Below are 15,112 nucleotides of genomic sequence, written 5' to 3' on the forward strand. Positions count from 1 at the left end.
CTTGCCGAATCGGCGGATCAGCCAGTTACGCATCTGGACGCGTACCCAGCCCCATCGCCTGCCGGGCAAACCAGCGTTTGGCCGGTGGCAGCAGATCGAGGCCGAGCAAGCCGATGTTGCGCCCCAGGGACACCAGCGGCTGGGTACTGCCGAACAGGCGCGTAACCTGATCGGAGAAGCCCACGGTGAGGTCCTGATCGAGACGCTGGTGTTCGCGATAGGCCTGCAACGTGGCGAAGTCGCCCAATGGTTTTTCACTGGCGAGCAAGGCATTGGCCAGGGCCTGAGCGTCGCGCAGGGACAGGTTGAATCCCTGGCCGGCAATCGGATGCAGGCTGTGCGCCGCGTTGCCGAGCACCGCCAGATGCGGGCGCACCTGTTCTTCGGCCTCGACCAGTGTCAGCGGATACAGATGCCGCGCACCCACCTGCTTCAATGTGCCAAGGCGATAACCGAACACACCCTGCAACTCGCTGAGGAAGCTGCGCTCGTCGAGGGCTGCCAGGCGTTGCGCGTCCATGCCCAGGCGGGTCCAGACCAATGCGCAGCGATTATCCGGAAGCGGCAGCAACGCCATCGGGCCTTCGTCGGTGAAGCGCTCGAAAGCCATGCCGTTGTGGGCTTCGCTCGGGGTGATGTTGGCGATCAGCGCGCTCTGGTTGTATGGACGCTTGCGGATGCCGATCCCAAGTTGCTCGCGCAGGCCGGAGCGGCCACCATCGGCGAGCACCGCGAGGTCGCATTCCAGGGTGGTTTCATCATTGAGGGTCAGGCGGTAGCCGTCGGTCAGCGGCTCCATGCGGGTGACTTCTGCCGGGCAGTGCCATCTGATCACGTCCTTGTCCAGGCCTTGCCACAGGCATTGGCCGAGCCAGGCGTTTTCAACGACATAACCCAGCGCTGGAACACCCTCTTCCATCGCCGACAACCGCGCCGTCGAGAATCGACCACGGTCGGAAACATGAATCTGCTTGATCGGCTCGGCTCGGCGCGAGACTTCCTGCCAGACACCCAACCGTTGATAGATTTGCCGCGAGCCGAAGGACAACGCCGAGGAACGGGCATCGTAACTCGGTTGCCAGGTGTCGCCAGGAGCAAACGGCTCGATCAACACGATCTTCCAGCCTCGGGCTTTGGCCCCGGCCTGAAGCGCCAGTGCCAGGCTTGCACCGACCAGCCCGCCACCAATGATTGCCAGATTGACTCGACTCATGCTGCCTGTGTCCGCGCGGCGGCCATCAGGGCCTCTATCTCGGCGACGGTTTTCGGCACGCCGCTCGTCAATATTTCACAGCCGGTTTTAGTGACCACTACGTCGTCCTCGATGCGCACGCCGATGCCGCGCCATTTCTTCGCAACATTCTGGTTGTCCGGGGCGATATAGATCCCCGGTTCCACGGTCAGCGCCATGCCGACTTCCAGCACGCGCCACTCGCCGCCGACCTTGTATTCGCCGACGTCATGCACATCCATGCCCAGCCAATGGCCGGCGCGGTGCATGTAAAACGCCTTGTAGGCTTCGCTGGCGATCAGTTCGTCAACGTCACCACGCAGCAGACCCAGCTTGACCAGCCCGGCCGTGATGACCCGGACCGTGGCCTCGTGCGCCTGATTCCAGTGCTTGTTCGGGGCGATTTCGGCAAAGGCGGCTTCCTGGGAGGCCAGCACCAATTCGTAGATCGCTTTCTGTTCCGCTGAATATTTGCCGCTGACCGGAAAGGTCCGGGTGATGTCGCTGGCGTAGCAGTCGATCTCGCAACCGGCATCGATCAGCACCAGATCCCCGTCCTTGAGCAGCGCGTCATTCTGCTGGTAATGCAGGATGCAGCTGTTGCGCCCCGCCGCGACGATCGAGCCGTATGCCGGCATCTTCGCCCCGCCCTTGCGGAATTCGTAATCGAGCTCGGCTTCCAGGCTGAATTCGTGCAATCCGGCGCGACAGGCCTGCATTGCCCGTACGTGCGCCTGGGCGGAAATCCGCGCTGCCTCGCGCATCACTTTCACTTCTGCCGCCGATTTATACAGGCGCATGTCGTGCAGCAGATGATCCAGGGCAACGAATTCGTTCGGCGGCTGGGCACCGAGGTTGGCCTTGGAGCGGATCACGTTGATCCACTCCATCAGGTGGCGATCGAATTCGGGGTTGCTGCCCATGGCCGAATACACCCGGTCACGGCCTTCGATCAGGCCCGGCAGGATGTCGTCGATATCAGTGATCGGAAAGGCATCGTCGGCGCCGAAGTCGCGAATCGCGCCTTCCTGCCCGGCACGCAGGCCATCCCACAGCTCGCGCTCGGCATTGCGTTCGCGGCAGAACAGGATGTATTCGCCATGCACGCGCCCCGGCATCAACACCAATACGGCCTGGGGCTCGGGAAAGCCGCTGAGGTACTGAAAGTCACTGTCCTGGCGGTAGACGTGCTCGACGTCGCGGTTACGAATGGCCACCGCGGCGGCGGGCAGGATGGCGATGCTGTTGGGTTCCATCTGCGCCATCAGGGCCTTGCGGCGACGGCTGTATTCCGATTTCGGGATATGGATCATGGGCAGATGGCGTTCCCTGGCAAACGATTAGTGCAGCGACGGTTTGGCGGCGGCCGGTACGTCTTTTTTGGTCTCGGAGAACAACAGCAGCGGTGCGACGCGCAGGTACTCCATGACTTCCATGTAGTCGTTTTCGCCGTCGTCGGACTCTTCCAGGGCATCCTGCACCTGGGAAATGGCCGCCAGATCCTGCAGCACCTCGGTGGCCTCGGAACTCAGGGCGCTGCTGTCACGGCAGTTCAGGCCGAAGCCACTGAGGAAACCCTGGCACCACTGGCCCAGTGCGACGGCACGTTCGGTGAGAGGGGCGTCATCGGTCGGCAACAGCAGAACGACGGTCACGTCGTCGCCCGTTAGCTCGCCCTTGACCATCTCTTGCAAGCCGATCAAGGCGTTGCGAACGTTGTCCTGCGGCTCGCTTTCGAGCAGTTCGGCGGCGTCGATCAACCACTCTTCGGCATTGAAACCGGCGCCGGCACAGCTGCGGCCGAGCAGCAGGCCATGCAGTTCGGCAGGCGAGACGTTATGACCGCTGGAAGTCAGCAGGGTGGCGAAGGCTTGGTACGGGGAATTCTGAATGGTCATGGGCAGCTAGGCGCCAGACGGCGCTATGTCTAGAATGAAGGCCTTGTATCCTACATCGACTACCCCTGTAGGAGCGAGCTTGCTCGCGATGGTCGTCAATGATAACGCTGGGTACCTGACACCCTGCGGCGTTCTCGGCTTCATCGCGAGCAAGCTCGCTCCTACAGTCCGTCACCCATCAGACAGTGAAGACAATGGAAGACACCGACCTGCAAGCGCTGATGGCCAGACTCGAACTGCTGATTACCCGAGTCGAGCAACTTAAGAGTCAAAACGGACTCTTACTAGCTCAGGAAAAGACCTGGCGCGAGGAACGCGCACACCTCATTGAAAAAAACGAAATCGCCCGGCGTAAGGTCGAATCGATGATTTCGCGCCTCAAGGCCCTGGAGCAAGACTCATGAGTTCAAGCAATAGCGTCACCGTGCAGATCCTCGACAAAGAGTATTCGATCATCTGCCCTCAGGAAGAGCGCAGTAATCTGATCAGCGCCGCCCGTTATCTGGACGGCAAGATGCGCGAGATCCGCAGCAGCGGCAAAGTCATCGGCGCCGACCGTATCGCCGTGATGGCCGCGCTGAACATCACCCACGACCTGTTGCACAAGGAAGAACGGCCGGATATCCAGGCCAGCGGCTCGACCCGCGAACAAGTGCGTGACCTGCTCGATCGCGTCGATCTGGCGCTCGCCACCGATCCGGATGTCACCAAAGGCTGATTCGCGCCGCCGCTTGCGGTATAATCCCCTCACTCCCTGGGGTGCTTGCCAGTTGGCGATGTCCCTGAGCCGATTTGCTATACCCTGGAGGTTGCACGTTGGGCTGGTGTGCATGTCCGCTAGACGGAAAGCCTTAAAGCCTACTGCATCTTCCACCTTGAACTTTCGGGTTCAAGGGCTAAGTCGACAGCGGCACATTCGGGGAGCCTGATTTCAGTCCAATGCCGGTTTTGATACCGGCATTGGCGTTTTTACGGGTACGCTTCACGTATCCGCATTGTTGAAGCCCGAATACATGACCGAACCTGCGCTGCTCCCCCGCCCGCAACTTCGACGCATGCTGCGCAAGGCCCGCCGCGCACTGACACCCAGTCAGCAACGCCAGGCCGCTCGCGGGCTGTACAAGCAATTGGCCCAGCAACCGCTGTTCCGCCGCGCCCGGCACATCTCGCTCTATCTGCCGACCGATGGTGAAATCGATCCGCGTCTGTTGCTGCGCGCCGCGCAACGCCGGGGCAAAGCCACCTATCTACCGGTGCTGAGCGCCTGGCCGCGAACCAAAATGGTGTTCCAGCGCATCCGTCCCGGGGAAAAACTCAAACCCAACCGCTTCCGTATTCTCGAACCACGGGCCAACCTCGCCCGGCAGCGCAAGATCTGGGCGCTGGATCTGGTGCTGTTGCCATTGGTGGGTTTTGACGATGTCGGCGGACGCCTGGGAATGGGCGGTGGTTTCTACGACCGGAGCCTGGCCTACCTGGCGCGACGAAATGACTGGCGCAAGCCCACGCTGTTGGGGCTGGCCCATGAATGTCAGAAAGTGGCGCGATTGGCTCAGGCGAGCTGGGATGTGCCGCTGCAAGGAACGGTGACGGACAAGGCCTGGTATTACGCAGGCTAGGCGCCACTTCGATCAGTGGCGCCGAGGCAACAGGATCAGCGCTTGAAGGCTGTCGACTGTTGCTGCAACTGGGCGAGTTCGACCGGCGCATCGGTCTTGTTGGCCCATAGGCTTTGGGCATAGCCAGTGGTCACGACGCCAAGGCCAAACAAAATGACCAAAATCCATAGTAAATCCGGTTTGCGTTTCATCGATTGCCCCCCAAAGGCACATCAACACGATGACAGCAGCGGTTTCCGTTTGTAGGCCGTGCAGCAGCGTCAAGCTTTAAAGGCCGGCATTTTGCGACAACGTGAACCGCTGCGCAAATGCTGACGTCAACCGACTGTCGGTTTGTCATAAAATCGCCAACAAGCTGCTCAATCACCACGCAAGGAGCAAAAGACATGGCCTATTGGCTGATGAAATCCGAGCCCGACGAACTCTCGATCAAAGGGCTGGAAAAGCTCGGCAAAGCGCGCTGGGACGGGGTTCGCAACTATCAGGCGCGTAATTTTTTGCGTGCCATGGCGGTGGGGGATGAGTTCTTTTTCTATCATTCCAGCTGCCCCGAGCCGGGGATTGCCGGAATCGGCAAGATTGTCGAAGCCGCGTATCCGGACCCGACGGCGCTGGAGCCAGAGAGCCATTATTTTGACCCGAAGGCCACTCCGGAGAAAAACGCCTGGAGTGCGATCGATGTCGCGCATGTCGAGACGTTTGCCCGGGTGCTGAAACTGGATTATCTGAAACAGCAGACGGCGCTGGCCGAGTTGCCACTGGTGCAGAAAGGCTCGCGGTTATCGGTGATGCCGGTGACGGCGGAGCAATGGGCAGCGGTGATTGCCTTAAAGTCTTGAGTCATTTGTCGCCTGGACTGGCCTCATCGCGAGCAAGCTCGCTCCCACAGGGGGCTGTGGTGGACATGTGATTGTGCTTCAACACAAATCCACTGTGGGAGCGAGCTTGCTCGCGATGACGCCAGTTCAAGCAATAGAAGTCTTACTGAATGATCAGGTTGTTGAACAACAAATCCTCAACCACCGGCTTACCGGTTTCGTCGTTCATCACCTGTTGGGTCTGTTTCAGGGCCTCCTGACGCAGCTTTTCCTTGGCCTCGACGTTGTTCATCGTCTCGGTGGTCTGCTGGGCGAACAGTGCGACCAATTGATTGCGGATCAAGGGTTCATTGGCCTTCACCGCCTTGGCGGCCTCGTCACCGGTCACCCGCAACGCCACATCGGCCTTGTAGACCTTGAGTTTCGGCGTGCCGTCCAGCCCGTAGTTACCCACGAACGGCGGGCTCAGGGTGATGTAACTGACCTTCGGAGCTGCATCTTCTTTGGCTTCTTCGGCCACCGCTGCCACAGGCAGAGACAGGGCCAGCATCAACATGATCCACGCTTTCAAAATTCGCTCCTTATCCGGTTTGCGGCCTAGCATAACGACCCGCCGCGCAAGCACAAGCTTATGGCTGACTATCAGGGCCGGGCATGCTCGTTGACCCATCGACCCACACACCTACACTTATCGGCCATCACTCCCAAAGGAATAGCCCTGATGAAAGCCGTGCTGTGCAAAGCCTTCGGCCCTGCCGAATCGCTGGTGCTGGAAGACGTCGCCAGTCCTGTCGCGAAGAAGAATGAAATCCTGCTGGACGTGCACGCCGCCGGGGTGAACTTCCCCGACACGTTGATCATCGAGGGCAAATACCAGTTCAAGCCGCCCTTCCCGTTTTCGCCGGGTGGTGAAGCGGCCGGCGTGGTCAGCGCAGTGGGTGAAAAAGTCAGCCACTTGAAAGTCGGTGACCGGGTCATGGCCCTGACCGGCTGGGGCAGCTTTGCCGAGCAGGTCGCCGTGCCGGGCTACAACGCACTGCCGATCCCGCCATCGATGGACTTCAACACCGCCGCCGCCTTCAGCATGACCTACGGCACCTCGATGCATGCCCTCAAGCAGCGCGGCAACCTGCAACCGGGCGAAACCCTGCTGGTACTGGGTGCTTCCGGCGGCGTCGGCCTCGCGGCGGTGGAAATCGGCAAAGCCATGGGCGCCCGGGTGATCGCGGCGGCCAGCAGCGCAGAGAAACTCGCCGTGGCCAAGGCCGCCGGCGCCGACGAACTGATCAACTACAGCGAAACCAGCCTGAAGGACGAAATCAAGCGTCTGACCGACGGCCAGGGTGCCGACGTGATCTACGACCCGGTCGGCGGCGACCTGTTCGACCAGGCCATCCGTGCCATCGCCTGGAACGGCCGCTTGCTGGTGGTCGGCTTCGCCAGCGGTCGCATTCCCGAATTGCCGGTCAACCTGGCCTTGCTTAAAGGTGCGGCAGTGCTCGGCGTGTTCTGGGGCTCGTTCGCCCAACGCCAGCCGCAGGACAACGCGGCGAACTTCCAGCAGTTGTTTGGCTGGTTTGCCGAAGGCAAGCTCAAGCCTCTGGTGTCCCAGGTGTATCCGCTGAGCAATGCGGCGCAGGCGATCAATGACCTTGGCCAGCGTAAAGCGGTGGGGAAAGTGGTGGTGCAGGTTCGCTGAATCTCTCTGCAAAAAAGCGCGGCCATGTAGCCGCGCTTTTATTGCCGTCAAAGCAACACCCGAATCTCCTCCGGCAAAAACCGCACATACCGACTCGCCGGATGTGCGCTACACCGCTGCACAATCGAACGGACGCTGGCATTGAGCTTGGCAATCAGAGCCAGACGCTTCTCTTCCGGCAATTGAGTCGGTGAAAGCGAGTGGGTCAGGTAACTGCGGGTCCAGCTGAAAACCGGCAGGTCCACCCACGAGGAAGTGGCGATGTTCAACGATGCCCGTGCGATAGCACTGCATTTCAGCCGCTCCAGCTCCTTGTTGACGTGGAAGGGATGTTCGCTGTCCAGCCTGTATTCCATGGGTGCGACCACGAGGATTTGCGCAGGTTGATCCTTGGTAATTGTCCACGGCTTGAATCGCCATTGGTTGACTGCGGCCAATGACGCCTCTTCGAGTTCGGGATGTGCACTTTGCGCAATCACGGCATTACTGACTGATCCATCGGCCTTCACAGTCATGCTGACACGCACCATGCCGGTGACACCCGCCCGATGCAGCGCCTTCGGATAAATCGGCTTTGGGTTGTTCTCGGGTATCAGAAATACCTCCCCGGCCCTGATATCCGCAGAGACCAGCAACAAAATTCCAACCAACCACCACCGCATGTCCCTCTCCCTTCGTCTGCAACGCCAGACTTGGCAACAGCACAAAGGTTAAAGCGCCGGGCCATTCGACATAACGCCATGACTTCTGCTTTAAACGAAGGATCTTTCCTAAAGTCCTGCCCCATTCCGGGCAGATCAAATGCCCCAAACGAAAACAGGTAACGCTTCCTACACCGCCCTTCACTTACATCTGAGCGACATGTTCATAAAGGAACGCGCGACTTCCAACATTTCCGCTGTTTTGTCGATGAGAACCGGTGCTATTTTCGGTAACGAAACTGTAACATTCGTATCCGCAGTCAAAACAAGAAATCTGGAGCTCTTGAATGTTTGCTTTCTTTCGTCCTGCCGCACATCAGGCTCCATTGCCTGAAGAAAAAATAGACAGCACCTACCGACGCCTTCGCTGGCAGATTTTCGCCGGCATTTTCATTGGCTATGCCGGTTACTACCTGCTGCGCAAGAACTTCTCCCTGGCCATGCCGTATCTGATCGATGAGGGCTACTCCCGTGGCCAGCTGGGTCTGGCGATGTCCGCCATCGCGATTGCCTACGGTCTGTCGAAGTTTCTCATGGGCCTGGTGTCCGACCGTTCCAACCCGCGCTTCTTCCTGCCATTCGGTCTTCTGGTGTCAGCTGGGGTGATGTTCATTTTCGGTTTCGCGCCCTGGGCGACGTCCAGCGTGACCATGATGTTCATTTTGCTGTTCATCAACGGCTGGGCACAGGGCATGGGTTGGCCGCCGAGTGGCCGGACCATGGTGCACTGGTGGTCGCAGAAGGAACGTGGCGGCGTGGTGTCCGTCTGGAACGTGGCGCACAACGTCGGCGGTGGCCTGATCGGCCCGTTGTTCCTGATCGGCATGGGGCTGTTCAATGACTGGCACGCCGCGTTCTACGTGCCGGCAGCCGTGGCGCTGGCAGTAGCGGTGTTTGCCTTTGTGACCATGCGCGACACCCCGCAATCGGTTGGCCTGCCGCCGATCGAGCAATACAAGAACGACTACCCGGAAGGCTACGACGCCAGCCACGAAGAGGAATTCAGCGCCAAGGAAATCTTCGTCAAATACGTGCTGCGCAACAAAATGCTCTGGTACATCGCCTTGGCCAACGTCTTTGTCTATCTGCTGCGTTACGGCGTGCTGGACTGGGCACCGACCTACCTGAAGGAAGCCAAGGGCTTCACTGTGGATAAAACCTCGTGGGCGTACTTCTTCTACGAGTGGGCAGGTATCCCGGGCACGCTGCTGTGCGGCTGGATGTCGGACAAGATCTTCCGTGGCAACCGTGGCCTGACCGGCATGGTGTTCATGGCGCTGGTGACGGTCGCGACGCTGGTTTACTGGCTCAACCCGGCCGGCAATCCGATGGTCGACATGATCGCGCTGCTTTCCATTGGCTTCCTGATCTACGGCCCGGTGATGCTGATCGGCCTGCAGGCGCTGGAACTGGCACCGAAGAAAGCTGCCGGTACGGCGGCGGGCTTTACCGGTCTGTTCGGTTACTTGGGCGGGTCGGTCGCGGCCAGTGCAGCGATGGGCTACACCGTGGACCATTTCGGTTGGGACGGCGGTTTCGTGCTGCTGGTCGGTGCCTGCCTGTTGGCGATGGCCTTCCTGGCCCCGACACTACGGCACAAACAAATCGCCAGTCAGGGCCGCGAAGCACTCGCTTGATCGGCCTTTGATTTACAGCGCTTGAGCCGCGCCTCCAGATTCCGGTCTGGCATGGCGTGGCTGCGCAGGGCGTGCGCGGTCTGCTCGACATAATCGCGAGTGGTGCCGTAGCGCCCGCAGGCGTTTTCAAACACATGGCTCAGCACATGGTCCGGCAAGTTGCCGGCATAGCTGGGCAGGTGTCGTTCCAGCACAAAACCCAATGCCTGAACCTGGCTGCCATCGTCGAGGCGGCAGTTGAGCCAGTGCGGGCGGTAGGAAGGGAAAGGCATCTCGCGCTGCCAAAGTGCGTAGAGCGAGGCTTCGAGTTGCTCTTCGGGCAAGCGATAGGCGAAACCGCTGCAAGAACCGCCGCGATCCAGGCCAAACACCAGGCCGGGCATTTCCGGTGTGCCGCGATGTTCGTGGGACCACAGGTACAACCCGCGATGGTAGCCATGCACCCGGCCGCGAACCCGCTCAACCGCCGTGCATTCAGGGCGCCAGATCAGCGAGCCATACGCAAACAGCCACACCGGCCCGCCCTTGTGGCGCGCCATGGTCGATTGCATCGAGCTGAGCAGTTGTTCGTGAGTGAGCTGCGGCCCCAGATCGAGCCGCGGAGGGTAAGCCAGATTCAAAAAAGCAGATTCAATGGCGCTCATGGCGAATAGCGTTCAGCTCCCCGCGGGTGAAGAATTACTTAATAGAACGCACGGCTGTAACAATAAGGCACATAAGTTTTAAGGCAATTTAAATGCCATGGCACAGTTCTTAATGAATTGCCTGGACAACATATAACCTACCGATATTTATAAAAATTTATAAATGCCGATTGGCTATATGTGGAGTTATATACCTGTAGGAGCGAGCTTGCTCGCGATGGAGTCAAGAACGCTGCGGGCAGCCTGACTTCCCGCGTAATCGTTAACGACCATCGCGAGCAAGCTCGCTCCTACAGGGTGTGCAGCATCAGGATCTTGGTGCGTAGGCAAATACGTCGGCACGCATCTGGTGGGCATCCATTCCCGCTTCCACCAGCGCATCCAGCGTGCCGTAGACCATGGCCGGAGAGCCACTGGCGTACACGTGTAGCGGCTTGAGGTCAGGGAAGTCTTCACAGACCGCTTCATGCAACATGCCGCACCGCCCTTCCCAACCGCATTGATCGCTGACGACCTTGTGCAGGAACAGGTTGGGCAACTTCAGCCATTCGTCCCAATGCTCGATCTGATAAAAATCTTCAGGACGACGCACGCCCCAATACAGATGCACCGGGTGCTTGAAACCCGAGGCCCGGCAATGCTCGATCAGACTATGGATCTGGCCCATGCCGGTACCCGCGGCGATCAGCACGAGAGGACCGTACGGCAACTCCTCCAGGTGGGTATCGCCGAACGGCAATTCGATCCGCACCATGCTGTTGCGCTGGAGCTGTTCGATCAGGCTCAGCGCACTGGATTCGCGCGCCAGTACGTGGATTTCCAGGTCGCGTCCCGCATGCGGTGCCGAGGCGAGGGAGAATGCGGACTTTTCGCCGTTCTCCCGTTCGATCATCAGGTACTGGCCAGCGTGGTAGCGCGGCGGTTTGCCAGCCGGAGCCCGCAGACGCACGCGCCAGGTGTCGCCGCCCACCTCCTTGCACTCAATGACCTGACACGACACGCTGCGCACCGGCAGTTCTCCCAGCGCGAGCACGCCATCCCACAGCACGATGCAGTCTTCCAGCGGCTCCGCTATGCAAGTGTAGAACTCGCCATGGTCACGCACATTGCCAGCCTGCTCGACCCGGCCTTCCACCAGCAGCGCCGCGCACACGTGGCAATTGCCGTTGCGGCAGCTTTGCGGGCATTCGTAGCCCAGACGTCGTGCGCCATCGAGAATCCGCTCGCCGGGCAATATCTCAAGTACTGCTCCGGAGGGCTGCAAGGTTACACGCATCAATCTATTCCTAACTGATTCCAGATGGCATCGATCCGCTGGGTCACGGCATCATCCTTGACGATGACCCGGCCCCATTCGCGAGTAGTTTCGCCCGGCCATTTATGCGTGGCATCGAGGCCCATTTTCGACCCCAGGCCGGAAACCGGCGAGGCGAAGTCGAGGTAGTCGATCGGCGTGTTGTCGATCATCACGGTGTCCCGCTTGGGGTCCATGCGCGTGGTGATGGCCCAGATCACGTCGTTCCAGTCCCGGGCGTTGATATCGTCGTCGGTGACGATAACGAACTTGGTGTACATGAACTGTCGCAAAAACGACCAAACACCCAGCATTACCCGCTTGGCGTGGCCCGGATACGACTTTTTCATGGTCACGATGGCCATGCGGTACGAGCAACCTTCGGGCGGCAGGTAGAAATCGGTGATCTCCGGGAACTGCTTCTGCAGGATCGGCACGAACACTTCGTTCAATGCCACGCCGAGGATCGCCGGCTCATCCGGCGGACGGCCGGTGTAGGTACTGTGGTAGATCGGCTTGATCCGATGGGTAATGCGCTCGACGGTGAACACCGGGAAGCTGTCGACTTCGTTGTAGTAACCGGTGTGGTCGCCGTATGGGCCTTCATCGGCCATCTCGCCCGGATGGATCACGCCTTCGAGGATGATTTCGGCGGTGGCCGGCACTTGCAGGTCGTTGCCGCGACACTTCACCAACTCAGTGCGGTTACCGCGCAAGAGGCCTGCGAAGGCGTATTCGGAAAGGCTGTCGGGCACCGGGGTCACGGCACCGAGGATGGTCGCCGGGTCAGCGCCCAGGGCCACGGAAACCGGGAACGGCTGGCCCGGATGCTTTTCGCACCACTCGCGGTAATCCAGCGCGCCGCCACGGTGGCTCAGCCAGCGCATGATGACCTTGTTGCGACCGATCACTTGCTGACGGTAGATACCGAGGTTCTGGCGATCCTTGTTCGGGCCTTTGGTGACGGTCAGACCCCAGGTGATCAGCGGACCGACGTCGCCCGGCCAGCAGGTTTGCACCGGCAGCATGGCCAGGTCGACGTCGTCGCCTTCGATGACCACTTCCTGGCACACCGCGTCCTTGACGACTTTCGGCGCCATCGAAATGATCTTGCGGAAGATCGGCAGCTTGGACCAGGCATCCTTCAAGCCTTTGGGTGGCTCGGGTTCCTTTAGGAACGCCAGCAGCTTGCCGATCTCGCGCAGCTCGCTGACCGACTCGGCACCCATGCCCATGGCGACCCGCTCGGGGGTACCAAACAGGTTGCCGAGCACCGGGATGTCATAGCCTGTCGGCTTTTCGAACAACAGCGCCGGGCCTTTGGCACGCAGCGTGCGATCACACACCTCGGTCATCTCCAGCACTGGAGAGACGGGGATCTGGATGCGTTTCAACTCTCCGCGCTGCTCAAGCTGCTGCACGAAATCCCGAAGATCCTTGAATTTCATTGATGATGGCACCCGAAAAATAGGCGTACATCCTACCTGCTCTGCCGGCCGCTGGCAGCTTATCGCTGCTTATCTGGATGCATTCACCTGCGGTTTCCCCGGGTTTGCCCTGGCTTGCAGACTGACAAACAGCGGTTCGAGGATCGGCGCCACGAACCGCGCACCGACTTCCGAGAGGTGATTGTCATCGGTGTACAACGAGTAGCCGCCGCGTTCGGCGCGGCACAGGCCGCTGGCATCACACAGTCTTGGCGCCGGGTCCACCACCTGTACCGCCGGGTCCTGCGCCAATTGTGCGAACAATTGACTGATGAATGCCTGGCGCTTGTGATGCTCTGCGAGCGCCAGCCCGACATCGTCGACCGGACGGGCCAGCATTGCCAGACGGGTGAGGCGATACGGTGGGCTGAAGGCCTGCAACGGCGCCTCTTTTACCAGCCAGACCCGATGCCCGCCGGCACGCAATTGCGCGACCCGGGTACGCAAGCCATCGGCCAGACGTTGTTCGGCAATTGCACGGTCGTAATGCCCGTCAGCGTTTTTCAGAACGTGGCCCAGATCACCTTTGGCATCGCCGTAGAGGTATAGGCTCCAGTGCGCGACCAGCACCACATCGCTGACAGCTTGCGGCTTCAGGGCCTGTTCAACACGTCGATTGAACCGCGCACAACGCGCATCGTGCTCCAGGCCTTCGACAGGCAAACAGCCAGCAGAACTGGCGAGCATCACATTGACGCCATGGGCCTTGGCACCCTCGTCGAAAACCGGAATCAACGCCGTGGCATGGCTATCGCCCCAGACAAGCGCTGGGGGCAGGCGGTTTTGCGCGCCATAACGGCAGAACAACTTGTCATCCGGCGTCTTGTCATCGGCCAGGCAGGCCATCAGCTCTGGCCGCCATTCGCGACCCTTGGCGTATTGCAGGGCCTGGTCAGACAGACGCCATGGCAAGCCGTCGGTCCATCGCAAGGCTTGTCCGGCCAGGCCGAGCACCAGGACGCCGCAGGCACCAGCGAGCAGAATCTGCCGGCGCCCTGCGAGCAGGCGACGCTCACGAAACGGGGTTTCGACGAATTTCCACGACAGATAACCCAGCAACAGCGTCAGTAAAATCAACCCGGCACTGTCGAAAACACTCGTTTCACCGACGCTGGCATAGCTGGAGAATACGAACACCGGCCAGTGCCACAGGTACCAGGAATATGAAATCAGACCGAGGCCGACCATTATCCGACTGCTCAAAAATTGACCAACCCAGGCTTCACGATGACCGTTGGCCAGAATCAGCAACACCACACCTGACACCGGCACCAACGCCGCGACACCCGGGAATGGCGTGGCCTTGTCATAACCGAACACCGCCAACAGGATCAGCAACATACCGAGCAGGCTCAGCCACTGCGCCGCCATCGGCTTGAGACGCCATGCAGACTTGGGCGCTACCGCCAGCATCGCACCGGCCAATAGCTCCCACGCACGCATAGGCAACAGGAAGAAAGCTTTTTCCGGATGATGGGTGACAGCCCACACGCTCAAACCAAAGGACAGCAGCAATACGCAGAACAGCGCCAGTCGCCAATGCTTGAGACGGCTCGACAGCAGTGTCAGCAGCAACGGGAAGACGATGTAAAACTGCTCCTCCACCGCCAGCGACCAGGTGTGCAGCAGGGGCTTGAGATCGGAGGCGACATCGAAATAGCCGTCCTGGCGCATGAACAGGATGTTGGAGACGAACATCACCTGGTAACGCACCGATCGTCCCAGCTCTTCGTAATCCTTCGGGGCCAGCAAAAACCAGCCGACCGCCAGCACCGCAATGATCATCGCGAACAACGCCGGCAAAATCCGCCGCGCACGTCGGGCCCAGAAATCGACGAAGCTGAATTGCCCGGCCTGGCGCTGATTCCAGATGATCGACGTGATCAGGTAACCGGAAATCACGAAAAACACGTCCACGCCGACAAAGCCGCCGGTAAACCCAGGAACGCCAAAGTGAAACAGCACGACGGCGATCACCGCCACTGCGCGCAAGCCGTCGATATCCCTTCGATAAGCCAGTGAGCTCATAAACATTAAACCGGTCAGATCGTTATTTTCAGCGCGCTTGAGCATCGCCCCCGGAG

General features: G+C 60.0%; 16 protein-coding genes and 1 other RNA gene. 7 read left to right on the forward strand and 10 right to left on the reverse strand.

Annotation, left to right across the window (positions count from 1 at the left end):
* Positions 1-25: 25 nt before the first annotated feature.
* From ubiH to AC1Q6Y_RS01310, 3 genes are read right to left on the reverse strand one after another with little or no spacing between them, the layout of a single operon-like run.
* Positions 26-1,213, reverse strand: a complete 1,188-nt coding sequence (gene ubiH, locus AC1Q6Y_RS01300; RefSeq protein WP_150813740.1) for a 2-octaprenyl-6-methoxyphenyl hydroxylase — start codon at positions 1,211-1,213, stop codon at positions 26-28.
* Complete coding sequence (gene pepP / locus AC1Q6Y_RS01305) at positions 1,210-2,544, reverse strand: Xaa-Pro aminopeptidase (RefSeq protein WP_150813739.1); 1,335 nt, start codon at positions 2,542-2,544, stop codon at positions 1,210-1,212. The genes ubiH and pepP overlap by 4 nt, the downstream gene beginning before the upstream one ends.
* Before the next feature lie 27 nt (positions 2,545-2,571).
* On the reverse strand, positions 2,572-3,129 hold the full coding sequence (locus tag AC1Q6Y_RS01310) for a YecA/YgfB family protein (protein ID WP_492623937.1): 558 nt from the start codon (positions 3,127-3,129) through the stop codon (positions 2,572-2,574).
* Positions 3,130-3,323: 194 nt separating this feature from the next.
* On the opposite strand from AC1Q6Y_RS01310, the gene AC1Q6Y_RS01315 reads away from it, so the two are divergent.
* From AC1Q6Y_RS01315 to AC1Q6Y_RS01330, 4 genes are all read left to right on the forward strand, one after another.
* Entirely contained in the window at positions 3,324-3,533 is a 210-nt protein-coding gene (locus AC1Q6Y_RS01315; protein WP_007982902.1) for a TIGR02449 family protein, read from the forward strand.
* Entirely contained in the window at positions 3,530-3,847 is a 318-nt protein-coding gene (locus AC1Q6Y_RS01320) for a cell division protein ZapA (protein ID WP_057712821.1), read from the forward strand. The genes AC1Q6Y_RS01315 and AC1Q6Y_RS01320 overlap by 4 nt, the downstream gene beginning before the upstream one ends.
* Positions 3,848-3,877: 30 nt before the next feature.
* A non-coding RNA gene (gene ssrS / locus AC1Q6Y_RS01325) (6S RNA) lies at positions 3,878-4,056 on the forward strand.
* A gap of 86 nt (positions 4,057-4,142) precedes the next feature.
* Positions 4,143-4,748: a 5-formyltetrahydrofolate cyclo-ligase gene (locus AC1Q6Y_RS01330; protein ID WP_008048703.1), complete on the forward strand. Its 606-nt coding sequence runs from the start codon at positions 4,143-4,145 to the stop codon at positions 4,746-4,748.
* 35 nt (positions 4,749-4,783) lie between these two features.
* Here AC1Q6Y_RS01330 and AC1Q6Y_RS01335 read toward each other — a convergent pair whose 3' ends face one another.
* Positions 4,784-4,939 (reverse strand): hypothetical protein, encoded by a 156-nt coding sequence (locus AC1Q6Y_RS01335; RefSeq protein ID WP_007982896.1) that lies wholly within the window; start codon positions 4,937-4,939, stop codon positions 4,784-4,786.
* 195 nt (positions 4,940-5,134) lie between these two features.
* Here AC1Q6Y_RS01335 and AC1Q6Y_RS01340 point away from each other — a divergent pair, with 195 nt between their 5' ends.
* On the forward strand, positions 5,135-5,587 hold the full coding sequence (locus AC1Q6Y_RS01340) for an EVE domain-containing protein (protein WP_429521746.1): 453 nt from the start codon (positions 5,135-5,137) through the stop codon (positions 5,585-5,587).
* A gap of 142 nt (positions 5,588-5,729) precedes the next feature.
* On the opposite strand, the gene AC1Q6Y_RS01345 is transcribed toward AC1Q6Y_RS01340, so the two are convergent.
* Positions 5,730-6,137, reverse strand: coding sequence for a flagellar basal body-associated protein FliL (locus AC1Q6Y_RS01345; protein WP_032829534.1), 408 nt, complete (start codon positions 6,135-6,137; stop codon positions 5,730-5,732).
* Between the two features lie 150 nt (positions 6,138-6,287).
* Between AC1Q6Y_RS01345 and AC1Q6Y_RS01350 the strand changes: the two genes are divergently transcribed.
* Complete coding sequence (locus AC1Q6Y_RS01350; protein WP_056726390.1) at positions 6,288-7,265, forward strand: NADPH:quinone oxidoreductase family protein; 978 nt, start codon at positions 6,288-6,290, stop codon at positions 7,263-7,265.
* Between the two features lie 47 nt (positions 7,266-7,312).
* Here AC1Q6Y_RS01350 and AC1Q6Y_RS01355 read toward each other — a convergent pair whose 3' ends face one another.
* Positions 7,313-7,927, reverse strand: coding sequence for an energy transducer TonB (locus AC1Q6Y_RS01355; protein ID WP_090452074.1), 615 nt, complete (start codon positions 7,925-7,927; stop codon positions 7,313-7,315).
* Between the two features lie 326 nt (positions 7,928-8,253).
* Here AC1Q6Y_RS01355 and glpT point away from each other — a divergent pair, with 326 nt between their 5' ends.
* A complete protein-coding gene (gene glpT, locus AC1Q6Y_RS01360; RefSeq protein ID WP_008048696.1) occupies positions 8,254-9,603 on the forward strand; it encodes a glycerol-3-phosphate transporter in 1,350 nt (449 codons plus the stop codon).
* Here glpT and AC1Q6Y_RS01365 read toward each other — a convergent pair.
* The 4 genes from AC1Q6Y_RS01365 to AC1Q6Y_RS01380 form a co-directional block, all read right to left on the reverse strand.
* Positions 9,579-10,247, reverse strand: a complete 669-nt coding sequence (locus tag AC1Q6Y_RS01365) for a gamma-glutamylcyclotransferase (RefSeq protein ID WP_090452075.1) — start codon at positions 10,245-10,247, stop codon at positions 9,579-9,581. The two genes, glpT and AC1Q6Y_RS01365, sit on opposite strands and share 25 nt — an antisense overlap.
* Before the next feature lie 307 nt (positions 10,248-10,554).
* Positions 10,555-11,523: a CDP-6-deoxy-delta-3,4-glucoseen reductase gene (locus AC1Q6Y_RS01370; RefSeq protein ID WP_057712817.1), complete on the reverse strand. Its 969-nt coding sequence runs from the start codon at positions 11,521-11,523 to the stop codon at positions 10,555-10,557.
* Entirely contained in the window at positions 11,523-12,989 is a 1,467-nt protein-coding gene (gene ubiD / locus AC1Q6Y_RS01375) for a 4-hydroxy-3-polyprenylbenzoate decarboxylase (RefSeq protein ID WP_008048693.1), read from the reverse strand. The genes AC1Q6Y_RS01370 and ubiD overlap by 1 nt, the downstream gene beginning before the upstream one ends.
* Positions 12,990-13,058: 69 nt before the next feature.
* On the reverse strand, positions 13,059-15,056 hold the full coding sequence (locus tag AC1Q6Y_RS01380) for an acyltransferase family protein (RefSeq protein ID WP_492623938.1): 1,998 nt from the start codon (positions 15,054-15,056) through the stop codon (positions 13,059-13,061).
* Positions 15,057-15,112: the final 56 nt, after the last annotated feature.

The sequence above is a fragment of the Pseudomonas sp. GW823-FHT06E10 genome (assembly GCF_058794995.1).

Excerpts from the sequence above, each read along its gene's own strand:
- AC1Q6Y_RS01335 (WP_007982896.1), bottom strand. The coding sequence starts at position 4,939 with ATGAAACGCAAACCGGATTTACTATGGATTTTGGTCATTTTGTTTGGC.
- AC1Q6Y_RS01320 (WP_057712821.1), top strand. The coding sequence starts at position 3,530 with ATGAGTTCAAGCAATAGCGTCACCGTGCAGATCCTCGACAAAGAGTAT.
- AC1Q6Y_RS01380 (WP_492623938.1), bottom strand. The coding sequence starts at position 15,056 with ATGAGCTCACTGGCTTATCGAAGGGATATCGACGGCTTGCGCGCAGTG.
- AC1Q6Y_RS01330 (WP_008048703.1), top strand. The coding sequence starts at position 4,143 with ATGACCGAACCTGCGCTGCTCCCCCGCCCGCAACTTCGACGCATGCTG.
- AC1Q6Y_RS01350 (WP_056726390.1), top strand. The coding sequence starts at position 6,288 with ATGAAAGCCGTGCTGTGCAAAGCCTTCGGCCCTGCCGAATCGCTGGTG.
- AC1Q6Y_RS01365 (WP_090452075.1), bottom strand. The coding sequence starts at position 10,247 with ATGAGCGCCATTGAATCTGCTTTTTTGAATCTGGCTTACCCTCCGCGG.
- AC1Q6Y_RS01310 (WP_492623937.1), bottom strand. The coding sequence starts at position 3,129 with ATGACCATTCAGAATTCCCCGTACCAAGCCTTCGCCACCCTGCTGACT.
- AC1Q6Y_RS01340 (WP_429521746.1), top strand. The coding sequence starts at position 5,135 with ATGGCCTATTGGCTGATGAAATCCGAGCCCGACGAACTCTCGATCAAA.
- pepP (WP_150813739.1), bottom strand. The coding sequence starts at position 2,544 with ATGATCCATATCCCGAAATCGGAATACAGCCGTCGCCGCAAGGCCCTG.
- ubiH (WP_150813740.1), bottom strand. The coding sequence starts at position 1,213 with ATGAGTCGAGTCAATCTGGCAATCATTGGTGGCGGGCTGGTCGGTGCA.
- AC1Q6Y_RS01315 (WP_007982902.1), top strand. The coding sequence starts at position 3,324 with ATGGAAGACACCGACCTGCAAGCGCTGATGGCCAGACTCGAACTGCTG.
- glpT (WP_008048696.1), top strand. The coding sequence starts at position 8,254 with ATGTTTGCTTTCTTTCGTCCTGCCGCACATCAGGCTCCATTGCCTGAA.
- ubiD (WP_008048693.1), bottom strand. The coding sequence starts at position 12,989 with ATGAAATTCAAGGATCTTCGGGATTTCGTGCAGCAGCTTGAGCAGCGC.
- AC1Q6Y_RS01355 (WP_090452074.1), bottom strand. The coding sequence starts at position 7,927 with ATGCGGTGGTGGTTGGTTGGAATTTTGTTGCTGGTCTCTGCGGATATC.
- AC1Q6Y_RS01370 (WP_057712817.1), bottom strand. The coding sequence starts at position 11,523 with ATGCGTGTAACCTTGCAGCCCTCCGGAGCAGTACTTGAGATATTGCCC.